10 protein-coding genes are annotated in these 13,148 nt (G+C 70.2%); 4 read left to right on the top strand and 6 right to left on the bottom strand.

Annotated features, from left to right (window positions below; translation table 11 throughout):
* On the top strand, positions 1-167 hold a 167-nt coding region (locus FF041_RS09420), incomplete at its 5' end, for a helix-turn-helix domain-containing protein (RefSeq protein WP_194291975.1).
* Positions 168-328: 161 nt separating this feature from the next.
* On the opposite strand, the gene serA is transcribed toward FF041_RS09420, so the two are convergent.
* The 6 genes from serA to FF041_RS09390 all read right to left on the bottom strand — a co-directional run bounded on the left by serA (position 329) and on the right by FF041_RS09390 (position 10,294).
* A complete protein-coding gene (serA, locus tag FF041_RS09415; protein ID WP_323371893.1) occupies positions 329-1,921 on the bottom strand; it encodes a phosphoglycerate dehydrogenase in 1,593 nt (530 codons plus the stop codon).
* 279 nt (positions 1,922-2,200) lie between these two features.
* On the bottom strand, positions 2,201-3,202 hold the full coding sequence (gene ilvC / locus FF041_RS09410) for a ketol-acid reductoisomerase (RefSeq protein ID WP_323391507.1): 1,002 nt from the start codon (positions 3,200-3,202) through the stop codon (positions 2,201-2,203).
* A gap of 172 nt (positions 3,203-3,374) precedes the next feature.
* The gene (gene ilvN / locus FF041_RS09405; RefSeq protein ID WP_153484597.1) at positions 3,375-3,899 is read right to left on the bottom strand and encodes an acetolactate synthase small subunit; all 525 of its coding nucleotides are present in this window, start codon (positions 3,897-3,899) and stop codon (positions 3,375-3,377) included.
* A 29-nt stretch (positions 3,900-3,928) separates the two neighbouring features.
* Positions 3,929-5,788 (bottom strand): acetolactate synthase large subunit, encoded by a 1,860-nt coding sequence (locus FF041_RS09400; protein ID WP_153484598.1) that lies wholly within the window; start codon positions 5,786-5,788, stop codon positions 3,929-3,931.
* A gap of 377 nt (positions 5,789-6,165) precedes the next feature.
* Entirely contained in the window at positions 6,166-8,949 is a 2,784-nt protein-coding gene (locus FF041_RS09395) for a putative bifunctional diguanylate cyclase/phosphodiesterase (RefSeq protein WP_153521960.1), read from the bottom strand.
* 394 nt (positions 8,950-9,343) lie between these two features.
* On the bottom strand, positions 9,344-10,294 hold the full coding sequence (locus FF041_RS09390) for a 2-hydroxyacid dehydrogenase (RefSeq protein ID WP_153521958.1): 951 nt from the start codon (positions 10,292-10,294) through the stop codon (positions 9,344-9,346).
* Positions 10,295-10,384: 90 nt separating this feature from the next.
* Here FF041_RS09390 and FF041_RS09385 point away from each other — a divergent pair, with 90 nt between their 5' ends.
* From FF041_RS09385 to FF041_RS09375, 3 genes are all read left to right on the top strand, one after another.
* Entirely contained in the window at positions 10,385-11,398 is a 1,014-nt protein-coding gene (locus tag FF041_RS09385; protein ID WP_153484603.1) for an aldo/keto reductase, read from the top strand.
* Between the two features lie 261 nt (positions 11,399-11,659).
* On the top strand, positions 11,660-12,817 hold the full coding sequence (locus FF041_RS09380; protein WP_323391504.1) for a PQQ-dependent sugar dehydrogenase: 1,158 nt from the start codon (positions 11,660-11,662) through the stop codon (positions 12,815-12,817).
* A 51-nt stretch (positions 12,818-12,868) separates the two neighbouring features.
* Entirely contained in the window at positions 12,869-13,066 is a 198-nt protein-coding gene (locus tag FF041_RS09375) for a DUF6191 domain-containing protein (RefSeq protein ID WP_323391502.1), read from the top strand.
* Positions 13,067-13,148: the final 82 nt, after the last annotated feature.

Here is a 13,148-nt window from a genome sequence, read left to right as displayed (position 1 = left end):
TCCTGGACTGCGCGGGCCAGGCCGGGCGCACCGCGTCCGCGCTCGGCGTCCACCGGCAGACGCTCTACTACCGGCTCTCCCGGGTGGAGCAGCTGACCGGCCTCGATCTGGCGGACGGCGAGGACCGGCTGCTGCTGCACATGGCGCTCAAGGCGGCCCGTCTGTAGCAGGGGTACGGGGGCACGGATCGGCTGAGCACCGGATCGGCTGAGGCCCTGATCAGCGGGGTACGGGCGAGGGCCCGGCGCGTCCCGGGGTGCGGGTGCGCCGGGCCCTCGCCCGTACACGATCTCGTCGGCCGGCGGGAGCCGCCGGACGGGTGAGCCGATCAGTCGGTGAGGTTCACCGAGCGGGCGGAGGCCGCCCCGATCTCCTCGGAGATCTCGGCGAGCACCGTGGGCGGCACGGTGTCGTCGACGGTCAGCACGACCAGCGCCTCGCCGCCCTCCTCATGCCGGGAGACCTGCATACCGGCGATGTTCAGCCCGGCCTCGCCGAGGATCCGGCCGACGGTGCCGACGACGCCGGGGCGGTCCTCGTACCGCAGGACCACCATGTGGTCGGCGAGCGCCAGATCCACATCGTGCTCACCGATCGCGACGATCTTCTGGAGGTGCTTGGGACCGGCGAGCGTGCCGGAGACGGAGACCTCCTCGCCGCCGGAGAGCGTGCCCCGGACGGTGACGACATTGCGGTGGTCGGGCGACTCCGAGCTGGTGGTCAGCCGCACCTCGACACCGCGCTCCTGCGCGAAGAGGGGGGCGTTGACATAGGAGACGGTCTCGTCCACGACATCCTCGAACACGCCCTTGAGCGCGGAGAGTTCGAGCACCTTGACATCGTGCTGGGTGATCTCTCCGTACACCTCGACGTCGAGACGGACCGCGACCTCGCCCGCGAGCGCGGTGAAGATCCGGCCGAGCCGCTCGGCCAGCGGCAGTCCGGGCTTGACGTCCTCGGCGATCACACCGCCCTGGACGTTGACCGCGTCCGGGACCAGCTCTCCGGCGAGCGCGAGCCGCACGGAACGGGCGACGGCGATGCCCGCCTTCTCCTGGGCCTCGTCGGTGGACGCGCCGAGGTGCGGGGTGCAGACGACCTGGTCGAACTGGAAGAGCGGGGAGTCGACGCACGGCTCCTTGGCGTACACGTCCAGGCCCGCGCCGGCGACCCGGCCTTCCTTGAGCGCGGAGGCGAGCGCCTCCTCGTCGACGATCCCGCCGCGCGCGGCGTTGACGATCCGGACGGACGGCTTGACCTTGTGCAGGGCCTCGTCGCCGATCAGTCCGAGCGTCTCGGGCGTCTTGGGGAGGTGGACGGTGATGAAGTCGGAGACTTCGAGGAGCTCGTCGAGCGTCAGCAGCTTGACGCCCATCTGCGCGGCCCGCGCGGGCTGCACATAGGGGTCATAGGCGACGATCTTCATACCGAAGGCGGACATCCGCTGGGCGACCAGGACCCCGATGCGGCCGAGGCCGACGACGCCGAGGACCTTCTCGCTCAGCTCGACGCCGGTGTACTTGGAGCGCTTCCACTCGCCGTTCTTCAGCGCGGTGTTGGCCTGCGGGATATTGCGCGCGGTGGCGACCAGCAGTCCGCAGGCCAGCTCGGCGGCGGTGACGATATTGGAGGTCGGGGCGTTGACCACCATCACGCCGGCCTTGGTGGCGGCGGAGACGTCGACATTGTCCAGACCGACTCCGGCGCGGGCGACGACGCGCAGCTTCCGCGCGGCGGCGATGGCCTCGGCGTCGACCTTGGTGGCGGAGCGGACCAGGATCGCGTCCACATCGGCGATGGCGGGGATCAGCTGGGCCCGGTCCGCGCCGTTGCAATGGCGGATCTCGAAGTCGGGGCCGAGCGCGTCCACAGTGGCGGGCGACAGCTCTTCAGCGATGAGTACGACAGGTTTCGAGCTCACGTGAGTCCTCACAAGTCCAGTGCGGACGGCCGTCCCGACGGCCGCAGGCGGTGGAGGGGGCTAGCCGCGTGGAAGACGCACGACACTGTGGGCCTGACGCGTATGTGTTGCTGAGAATTGTAGTGGTGCCCCGGGCCTTGTCTTGCGCCTTCACGGCAGGATCACCCATCCGTGGCTGGACGAAGTGGAGAAGCCCCGGAGCGCGCCCGGAGTGTCCCGGGGCCGGCGGCAACGGCGAAGGGCCGGAACGTCCCGCGTCCCGGCCCCTCACCCCTCGGCTTACGCCTCGTCGTTGTCGACCCAGCTCATGAGCTTGCGCAGCTCCTTGCCGGTGGTCTCCAGGAGGTGGTTCTCGTCCTGGCTCTTGTACTCGTTGTACTTCTTCAGACCGCCGTGGTACTCGTCCATCCAGTTACGGGCGAACGTGCCGTCCTGGATCTCGGCGAGGACCTTGCGCATCTCGTCCTTGGTGCCCTCGTTGATGATGCGCGGGCCGGTGACGTAGTCGCCCCACTCGGCGGTCTCGGAGACCGACCAGCGCATCTTCTCCAGGCCGCCCTCGTACATGAGGTCCACGATCAGCTTCAGCTCGTGGAGGCACTCGAAGTACGCGATCTCCGGCTGGTACCCGGCCTCGACCAGGGTCTCGAAGCCGGCCTTGACGAGCGCGGAGGCGCCGCCGCACAGCACGGCCTGCTCGCCGAAGAGGTCGGTCTCGGTCTCCTCGGTGAAGGTCGTCTTGATGACGCCGGCGCGGGTGCCGCCGATGCCCTTGGCGTACGACAGGGCCAGCGCGAAGCCGTTGCCCGTGGCGTCCTGCTCGACGGCGGCGATACAGGGAACGCCGCGGCCCTCCTCGTACTGACGGCGCACCAGGTGGCCCGGGCCCTTCGGGGCGACCATGGCGACGTCGACACCGGCCGGCGGCTTGATGAAGCCGTAGCGGATGTTGAGGCCGTGGCCGAAGAACAGCGCGTCGCCGTCCTTCAGGTTGGGCGCGATGGACTCCTCGTAGACCTGGGCCTGGATCGGGTCCGGAACCAGGATCATGATGACGTCGGCCTCGGCCGCGGCCTCGGCCGGGGTCACCACGCGCAGGCCCTGCTCCTCGGCCTTGGCCTTGGACTTGGAACCCTCGTGCAGACCGACGCGGACGTCGACGCCCGAGTCACGGAGCGACAGCGCGTGGGCGTGGCCCTGGCTGCCGTATCCGATGACCGCGACCTTGCGGTTCTGGATGATGGACAGGTCGGCGTCGTCGTCGTAGAACAGCTCGGCCACTGGGATTCTCCTTGGTGTACAGGTGTGCGTCCCACCGTACGGCGGGGATGGACGCGGAAGTCTTCGGGTCTCGGCATACGGGCGGATGCCGTCGTGCTATGCGGGCGGGTGCGGTGGCCCGGTGGCGGGCACCGGGCCACCAGGACCGCCGGCGGCGCCGGGGGTGGGGGCGCTACGCGCTGCGGTCCAGGGCGCGCAGCGATCGGTCGGTGATGGACCGGGCGCCGCGCCCTATGGCGATGGTGCCGGACTGCACCAGTTCCTTGATGCCGAACTGCTCCAGCATTTTGAGCATCGCCTCCAGCTTGTCACTCGAACCGGTGGCCTCGATGGTGACCGCGTCGGGCGAGACGTCCACGGTCTTGGCGCGGAACAGCTGGACGATCTCCACGATCTGGGAGCGGGTCTCGTTGTCCGCGCGGACCTTCACCAGCACCAGCTCGCGCTGGATCGCGGTGCCGGGCTCCAGCTCGACGATCTTGAGGACGTTGACCAGCTTGTTGAGCTGCTTGGTCACCTGCTCCAGCGGCAGGCTCTCGACACTGACCACGATGGTGATGCGGGAGATGTCGGGGTGCTCGGTGACGCCGACGGCGAGCGAGTCGATGTTGAAGCCCCGGCGGGAGAACAGGGCGGCGATCCGGGCGAGGATGCCTGGGGTGTTCTCGACCAGGACGGAGAGCGTGTGCTTGGACATGGGTCGGTCTCTCGTCTCTCTCTGCTCGCTCAGTCGTCTTCGCTGTCGCCGAAGTCGGGGCGGACGCCCCGGGCGGCCATGACCTCGTCGTTCGAGGTGCCGGCGGCGACCATCGGCCAGACCATGGCGTCCTCGTGGACGATGAAGTCGATCACGACCGGGCGGTCGTTGATCGCGTTGGCCTCGGCGATGACCTTGTCGAGCTCGTCCGGGGACTCACAGCGCAGCGCGTGGCAGCCCATGGCCTCGGCGAGTTTGACGAAGTCGGGGACGCGGGTGCCGGCGCTGGGCTCCTTGCCGGAGGCTCCGGGGCCGGAGTGCAGCACGGTGTTGGAGTAGCGCTGGTTGTAGAACAGGGTCTGCCACTGGCGGACCATCCCGAGCGCGCCGTTGTTGATGATGGCGACCTTGATCGGGATGTTGTTGAGCGCGCAGGTGGTGAGCTCCTGGTTGGTCATCTGGAAGCAGCCGTCGCCGTCGATGGCCCAGACGGTGCGGTCGGGGGCTCCGGCCTTCGCGCCCATGGCGGCCGGGACCGCGTATCCCATCGTTCCGGCGCCGCCGGAGTTCAGCCAGGTGGCGGGCTTCTCGTACTCGATGAAGTGGGCCGCCCACATCTGGTGCTGGCCGACTCCGGCCGCGTAGATGGTGTCCTCGGGGGCGAGCTGTCCGATGCGCTGGATGACCTGCTGCGGGGAGAGGCTGCCGTTGTCGGGCTGGTCGTAGCCGAGGGGGTAGGTCTCGCGCCAGCGGTTCAGGTCCTTCCACCACTGGCCGTAGTCCCCGGTGTGGCCCTCGCTGTGCTCGGCCTGGACGGCCTGCACCAGATCGGCGATGACTTCGCGGGCGTCGCCGACGATGGGAACGTCCGCGGTGCGGTTCTTGCCGATCTCGGCCGGGTCGATATCGGCGTGGACGATCTTCGCGTACGGGGCGAAGCTGTCCAGCTTGCCGGTGACGCGGTCATCGAAACGGGCCCCGAGGGCGACGATCAGGTCGGCCTTCTGGAGTGCGGTGACGGCGGTGACCGAACCGTGCATGCCCGGCATTCCGACGTGCAGCGGGTGGCTGTCGGGGAATGCGCCCAGCGCCATCAGGGTGGTGGTGACGGGGGCTCCGGTGAGTTCCGCGAGGACCTTCAGCTCGGCGGTGGCGCGGGCCTTGAGGACCCCGCCGCCGACATAGAGGACCGGGCGCTTGGCCTGCGTGATCAGCTTGGCGGCCTCGCGGATCTGCTTGGCGTGCGGCTTGGTGACCGGGCGGTAGCCGGGCAGGTCCAGGGTGGGCGGCCAGCTGAAGGTGGTCCGTGCCTGGAGGGCGTCCTTGGCGATGTCGACCAGGACGGGCCCCGGGCGGCCGGTGGAGGCGATGTGGAATGCCTCGGCGATGGTGCGCGGGATGTCCTCGGCCTTGGTGACCAGGAAGTTGTGCTTGGTGATCGGCATGGTGATGCCGACGATGTCCGCCTCCTGGAAGGCGTCGGTACCGATCGCCTTGGAGGCGACCTGACCGGTGATGGCGACCATGGCGACGGAGTCCATGTGCGCGTCGGCGATCGGGGTGACCAGGTTGGTGGCGCCGGGGCCCGAGGTGGCCATGCAGACGCCGACCTTGCCGGTGGCCTGGGCGTAGCCGGTCGCCGCGTGACCGGCGCCCTGCTCGTGGCGGACGAGGACATGGCGGACCCGGGTGGAGTCCATCATCGGGTCGTAGGCGGGGAGGATCGCGCCGCCGGGGATGCCGAATACCGTGTCGGCGCCCACTTCTTCAAGAGAGCGGATGAGGGACTGCGCGCCCGTGACGTGCTCAACTGCGGCGGTCGGGTGTCCGCCGGTACGGGCCCGCGGCTGCGGATGGTGGGCCCCGGTGGCCTGCTCGGTCATCGGCATTCTCTTCTCGAAGCTGAGGGCTGAAGCTGAGGGAGGGTCCTGCTCGGTGTGGCTGGGGGTCTGCTCGGTGTGGCTCGGTGCTGCTGGGGGTTCTGCTCGGTGCCGCTGGGGGTTTCGCCTGGTGTGACTGGGGGTCTCGCCTGGTGTGACTGAGGGTTTTGTGGGGTTTTCTACGCTGGGGCACAGGTGCCGGTGCAACAAAAAACCCCCCGTGCCGTGAGGCAAGCGAGGGGAGCGCGTCGGTGGGTGTCAACGGGGACCTTGGGCAGGTCCCCGTTCAGCCGACGCGCTTTCCAAGTACGAGAATTCGGGTGCGCATGGCACAGACCCTCCCTCCGACAGCGTATGACTGTCAAGCGGGTGGGATGCGCGTCTCACTATTTGGTCCACTGAGGGTGCTCGACGCGCCATCGGTGGGCGACGGGCAGGGCGATACGGGCGGGCACCGGGAAGTCGTCGCGCGCCAGGGCCCGGCGCAGCCGGTACTCGTCCAGCAGGCCCGAGAAGGCCATGCCCTGGCCGTGTGTGCACCCCATGGCCCGCAGGGCGATGAGCTGCTCGGGGACGTCCACGCCGTCGGCCACCGACTGGAGGCCGAGATCGCCGGCGATCCGGAGCAGCCCGTTAGTGATCTTGTGCAGCCGGGCGGACTCCACGATGCCCTCGACCAGGCCACGGTCCAGTTTCAGTATGTCGACGGGGAGCCTGCGCAGTGCGGTGAAGGCCGCGTGTCCATTGCCGAAGCCGTCGAGCGCGATCTTCACTCCGAGTCTGCGCAGGGAGACCAGCCGCTGTTCGAGATCGTCCAGACAGACGCGGGGATCGCTGTCCGCCAGTTCGACGATCAGCGCCCCGGAGGGCAGTGCGTGCCGGGTGAGCAGGGCTTCCACCGTGCTCATCGGCAGCGATCTGTCCAGCAGCCGGCGCGCGGAGAGCCGGACGGAGACCGGGACCCGATGGCCGAGTCTGGCCCGCTCGGCGGCCTGGGCCACGGCTTCCTCCAGCAGCCACCGCCCCAGCTCGGCGGTGCGGTCGTTGTCGCCGGAGACCCGCAGGAACTCGGCCGGGGTGAAGAGGATGCCCTGTGAGGAGCGCCACCGCGCCCGGGCGGCGACGGCCTCGATCCGGCCGGTGGTGAGACTGACCACCGGATGGTGCAGCAGGGCGAACTCGCCTTCGTGCAGCGCGCTGCGGAGCCGGGCGGCCAGCTCGGTGCGGCGCACCACCTCGGCCTGCATCTGGGGTACGTAGAGCTCGACCCGGTCCTTGCCGCCGGCCTTGGCGCGGTACATCGCGAGGTCGGCGTTGCGCATCAGATCGGTCGGGGTGATCCCCGGCTCGGCGAAGGCGACCCCGATGGAGGCGGCCACCCGTACGTCGTTGCCGTCGATGCGGTAGGGCTGGGAGAGGGTGAGCCGCAGCCGGTCGGCGATCTCGACGACCTGGCTCTCACGGGCGGCCTGGTCGCGGATGCCGTCGCCGAGGATGAGGGCGGCGAACTCGTCGCCGCCGAGCCTGGCCGCCGTGTCCCCGGAGCGTACGGAGTCGGCCAGCCGGCGGGCCGCCTGGATCAGCAGCTCGTCGCCGGCCTGGTGGCCGAGCCGGTCGTTGACCCCTTTGAAGCCGTCGAGGTCGATGAAGAGCACGGCGGTGCCCGGGTCGCCCGCGCGTCTTCCGGTGAGCCCCTGGCGGACGCGTTCGGTGAAGAGCGCCCGGTTGGGGAGATCGGTGAGGGTGTCGTGCTCGGCGCTGTGCTGGAGCTGGGCCTGGAGCCGGACCCGTTCGGTGACGTCGCGGCTGTTGAAGATCAGCCCGCCCTGGTGCCGGTTGACGGTGGACTCCACATTGAGCCAGTCGCCGCCGCCGGACTTGAATCGGCACTCGATGCGGGCGGTGGGCTCGCCGGCGGACGGCGCGGCGAGGAATCTGCGCACTTCGTGCAGCACCCGCCCGAGGTCGTCGGGGTGGATGAGGGAGGAGAGCGGACAGCCGATCAGCTCCTCGGCGTCCCGTCCGTAGACGCCGGTGGCGGCGGGGCTCACATAGCGCAGCGTCCCGCCGGGAGCGGCGATCATGATCACATCGCTGGAGCCCTGGACGAGCGAGCGGAAGTAGTTCTCCTTCTGGGCCAGCTCATGGGTGAGCGCGATGTTGTCGAGGAGCATGATGCCCTGCCGGACCACCAGGGCGAGCACGACCGTACAGCCGGTGAGGACGACGACGCGGTCGATCGTGCGCCCTTCGACGACGTTGTAGAGAATGCCGAGCGTGCAGACGGCCGCCGCGAGATACGGGGTGAGGGCGGCCAGCGAGCCGGCGACCGGGGCGCCGGGCCGGCACGGCGGGCGCGGCGGTCTCACCGCCTCGATCGTGCGGCGGGCGCCCCAGGGGGCGTAGGCCAGCAGCAGCGAGCCGGCGAACCAGCCCGCGTCGAGCAGCTGTCCCGAGCGGTAGCTCTCGCGCAGCAGCGGGGAGGTGAAGAGCGCGTCGCACAGCACGGTGAGGGCGAGCGCGCCGATGGCGGTGTTGATGGCGGAGCGATTGCCGGACGAGCGCCGGAAGTGCAGCGCGAGCACCATGCTGACCAGCACGATGTCCAGCAGCGGATAGGCGAGCGAGAGTGCGGCTGGAGCCACGCTCTCGCCCTGGACACGGGTGGTGTGGGCGAGCGCGAGGCTCCAGGAGAGGGTCAGCAGCGAGCCGCCGATCAGCCAGGCGTCGAGGCCCAGACAGACCCAGCCGGACCGGGTCACCGGGCGTTTGGCGAGGACGAGCAGGCCGATGATGGCGGGTGGGGCGAAGCAGAGGAAGAAGAGATCCGCGATGGACAGACTCGGCACTCTTCGGTCGAGCACCACCTCGTACCAGCCCCAGACCGCGTTTCCCGCGCAGGCCATGGCGGAGGAGAGCGCGAACAGCAGCCAGGCGGGCCGCACCCGGGGCGGGCTGGAGCGGGCGTAGAGGAAGCAGGAGACGGCGGCGACCAGGGCTCCGGCGCTGAGACCGAAGTCGCCCATGATCACTGCCAGTTCCCGGGATCCCCAGCCGAAGGCGGCGCCCACGGCGTAGCCGGCGCAGACGAGGGCGAGGAGGAGCTGGGTGATCAGTGCGGTGCCGGTGGGGACCGACTCACGGGCCAGGAGTGCTCCCGGGGCGCTCATCGGTCCGCTCCTCGCGGTGTCGCCGCGCCGTGCTTCGAGATGTAGGAAGGTCGTCGTCGACGTCCTCGCCGTGTCGGATCTTTGGTCCATTGGCCGTGCATCGCCCGTCGCCCCCCTCGAAGTCTGATCGGCAGTCAGGTCGCGATATCGCACCGCCCCTTGCTCCGGTGCGACCCCCAGGTCGGGACGATACACCAGGATCGTCACTCAGGGACATAGCTCCTCTACTCTCAGTGACCATCATTCGCCACGCAGGCACGCGGAGCGATCGGATGACTTCGCAGAGTTTTCGCTTGTGACGGCTGCGGGACGGGGAAGGTCGGGGCCGGGTCGGGGCCGGGTCGGGTGCCGCTGCCATGGTGCCCGTGGGGCCGGGGGCGGTGGAAGGCTGGGGCTATTCGGTGGTGAGTACGACGTTGTCCAGCGGTCTCCCGGCGGCGAAACGGGTGATCTGACGTGCGAGCAGCCGCTCGGCGCGGGGCGCGAAAGCGGAAGTGGAACCGCCTACATGCGGGCTGATCAGCACTCCAGGGGCGTGCCAGAGGGGATGCCCGGAGGGCAGCGGTTCGGGGTCGGTGACATCGAGGGCGGCGGTGATGCGCCCGGTCTCCACCTCGGCGAGCAGGGCCCCGGTGTCCACCACCGGGCCGCGGGCGACGTTCACCAGAAGCGCGCCGTCCTTCATCCCGGCCAGGAACTCCGCGCCGGCCAGCCCCCGGGTCCGCTCGGTCAGCGGGGTGGAGAGGATCACGATGTCGGCGTCCGGGAGCAGAGAGGGCATATCGGTGAGTGGGTGCACTTCCCCGCGCGCCGTTGTGCGCGCGGAGCGCGCGACGCGTACCACCCGCGCCACCTCAAACGGAACGAGCCGGTCTTCGATGGCCGCGCCGATCGACCCGTATCCGATGATCAGTACGGACTTGTCGGCCAGCGCCGGATAGAAGCCGGAGCGCCACTCCTCCGCCCGCTGGCCGTGGACGAACCCCGGGATGCCGCGGAGCGAGGCGAGGATGAGCGCGAGGGTGAGCTCGGCGGTGGACGCCTCGTGGACGCCCTTGGCATTGCAGAGGCGTACGCCGGAGTGGAGGGTTCCGAGGGCCTGCTGCACATGGTCGGTGCCTGCGGAGAGTGTCTGAACCACCCGCAGGGACGTCATCGCGGGGAGCGGGCGCACCACGATCTCGGTCGCTTTGAGGTAGGGGACGGTGTAGAAGACGCAGTCGGCCGGGTCGGCGGGGAAGTCCGGGCCGCCGTCCCAGAAACGGTAGTGGAGCCCCGACTCCAGGGGCGAGGGGAGCCCGTCGATCTCATCGGCGGGCAGCGGGAGCCATACGTCTGACGTCATGGTCGGAAGGCTAATCGGGGTGAGGCTGGGCTCAGCGGGGCGGTGCGCATTGGTTAGTTTGGGGGGCGGCTGAGGGAGGGGTAAGGGCAGTTGGAGCGCAGGACACTCGGTGCGGCGGCTCTGGAGGTGGGGGCGGTCGGACTCGGCTGTATGCCGATGAACTGGGCCTACACGGCCTCCCAGCGGCGCGGGGACCGGTCGGTGCGTACGGTGCACGCCGCGCTGGACGCGGGCTCCACACTGCTGGACACGGCCGATATGTACGGGCCTTTCACCAATGAGCTGCTCATCGGCCGGGCGCTGAAGCAGCGGCGGCGGGACGCTTTCGTGTCGACGAAGGTCGGGCTGCTGGTCGGTGATCAGCATGTGGTGGCCAATGGCCGTCCCGGCTATGTGAAGCGGGCGTGCGACGCCTCGCTGCGGCGGCTCCAGACCGATGTCATCGATCTGTACCAGCTGCACCGCGCCGATCCCGAGGTGCCCGTCGAGGAGACCTGGGGCGCGATGGCGGAGCTGGTGAGCGCCGGGAAGGTGCGGGCGCTGGGGATGTGCGCGATGGGGGTGCGTCCGCAGGGGGCGCGCGGAACCCGGCGGGTGAGCGGCCATCTGTACGAGGGAACGATCCGTCAGCTGGAGCGACTCCAGCAGGTGTTCCCGGTGAGCGCGGTGCAGGCGGAGCTCTCGGTGTGGTCGCCGCAGGCGCTGGAGCGGCTGCTGCCGTGGTGTGAGGCGCGCGGGGTCGGGTTTCTGGCGGCGATGCCGCTGGGGAACGGGTTTCTGACCGGGACGCTGACGCCGGGGCAGGGCTTCGAACCGGATGACATCAGGGCCCGGCACCCGCGGTTCACCGCGGAGATGATGGCGGCGAACCAGCCGGTGGTGGCGGGGCTGCGCCGGATCGCACGGCGGCACGGGCCGGGGTGGACCCCGGCGCAGGTGGCGCTGGCGTGGGTGCTGGGGCGCGGGCGGAACGTGGTGGCGGTGCCGGGCTCCAAGCGGGAGGAGTGGGCGGTGGAGAACGCGTCGGCGGCCCGGCTGGGGCTGTCGCCGCGCGATGTGTGGGAGGTCGCGGGGCTGCCGGAGGCACGCGGGTCCTGGGACTGACGGGGGCTCTGGGGGCGGGCCGGGTCGGACCGGGTCGAGCCGGGTCGGACCGGGGGTGCGTGGGCCGGGTCGGACGGGGCCGGACCAGGGGTGCGGCGGTCGCTGGTCCGTACCCGTCAGTATCCGTCAGCATCCGCCCGTATCCATCAGCACCATCCGCATTCGTCCGTATCCGAACGCGGAGATGTGGAACGCGAGGGGCGCGTGGGGTGTAGGAAGGTTACGCGCATGGCTCAAGCAGCCGTCGAAAGGATCGGAACTGTGCAACGTCCTGGTGTGACGGCCGTGCTGGCCGCTGTGGTGGCGGTGCTGGCCGCCGGATGCTCGTCGGACGGCGGCGGGGGTGCGCCGGGGGCGACGACCTCGGCGCCCGCGCCCTCCCCCACCGCCTCGAAGAGTTCCCCGGGGCCGTCCGCCCCGCCCGCGAAGGGCTCCGCGAAGGTGGTCTCCACGCTCACCAAGGGGCTGAACTCACCGTGGGGCGCGACGGCCCTGCCGGACGGCGATCTGCTGATCTCCTCGCGTGACGAGGGCACGATCACCCGGGTCGACGCGGAGAGCGGCAAGAAGACGGAGATCGGCTCGGTGCCGGGCGTCTCCCCCGGCGGTGAAGGGGGGCTGATGGGGCTCGCGCTCTCCCCCGGCTTCGCCTCGGACCGCCAGCTGTACGCCTACTTCACCACCGAGTCGGACAACCGCGTCGCCCGCATGCTGTTCGACGAGCGGAAGGCCACGGGCAAGCAGCTGGGCGCACCGGACACGATTCTGCGGGACATTCCCAAGGGGGTCATCCACAACGGCGGCCGGATCGCGTTCGGCCCGGACAAGATGCTCTACGCGGGGACGGGCGAGACGGGTGAGACCGGGCTGTCGCAGGACCCGAAGTCCCTCGGCGGCAAGATCCTGCGGATGACGCCGGACGGCCGGCCCGCACCGGACAATCCCGAGCCCGGCTCGCTCGTCTACTCGCTGGGCCACCGCAATGTGCAGGGGCTTGCCTGGGACGCGGAGGGCAGGCTGTGGGCCTCGGAGTTCGGCCAGAAGACCTGGGACGAGCTCAATCTGATCGAGCCGGGGAAGAACTACGGCTGGCCCGAGGTGGAGGGCAGGAGCGACGACTCCCGCTTTGTGAACCCGGTGGCCCAGTGGCGTACGGACGAGGCGTCGCCGAGCGGTATCGCGTACGCGAAGGGCTCGATCTGGATGGCGGCGCTCCGGGGGGAGCGGCTGTGGCGGATTCCGCTGTCGGGACGGGAACTCGCCGCCCGGCCACAGGCGTTCTTCGAAGAGGAGTACGGACGACTGCGCACGGTTCTCGCAGTGGGCGGCTCCGGCCTCTGGCTGGTGACCAGCGAGACGGACGGCCGGGGCACACCCGAAGCGGGAGACGACAGGATCCTCCGGCTGAAGGTGACCTAGCCGGAGGCTCCGGAGTCGAGCGGTGTGCCCGGAGCAGGAGGTGTACCGCCGGTGTTCTCGGTGTTCGACGAAATCTTTGCGCCTGGTCAGAAGCATGCGTCCGATGAGCGCAACCGCCTGGCGCTCAGCCGGACCGATGTCGGCGACAGCGATCCCTGTCGCGGTCCGATCGATCTGGACTCGGGCATGGTGCTGATCCGGCGCGAGGACGCCCCCGACCCGGCGGCGGAGCCACCGCCGGAGAGCTGAGACCTCCGCGTCCCTGGGTCCCTGGGTCCAGGGGCCCATGGCGGCGGCCCGGCCCGAGGCGTGCGCCGGGCGGCCGGGCCAC

Source organism: Streptomyces jumonjinensis, from assembly GCF_009600885.1.
GTDB classification, from domain to species: Bacteria; Actinomycetota; Actinomycetes; order Streptomycetales; family Streptomycetaceae; genus Streptomyces; species Streptomyces jumonjinensis.
Note: the sequence above shows the minus strand (reverse complement) of the source record. Positions and strands in the feature narration are given on the sequence as shown.

Bases quoted from the DNA above. Each gene is read 5' to 3' on its own strand.
- ilvN (WP_153484597.1), bottom strand. From the start codon at position 3,899: ATGTCCAAGCACACGCTCTCCGTCCTGGTCGAGAACACCCCAGGCATC.
- FF041_RS09400 (WP_153484598.1), bottom strand. From the start codon at position 5,788: ATGCCGATGACCGAGCAGGCCACCGGGGCCCACCATCCGCAGCCGCGG.
- FF041_RS09395 (WP_153521960.1), bottom strand. From the start codon at position 8,949: ATGAGCGCCCCGGGAGCACTCCTGGCCCGTGAGTCGGTCCCCACCGGC.
- FF041_RS09390 (WP_153521958.1), bottom strand. From the start codon at position 10,294: ATGACGTCAGACGTATGGCTCCCGCTGCCCGCCGATGAGATCGACGGG.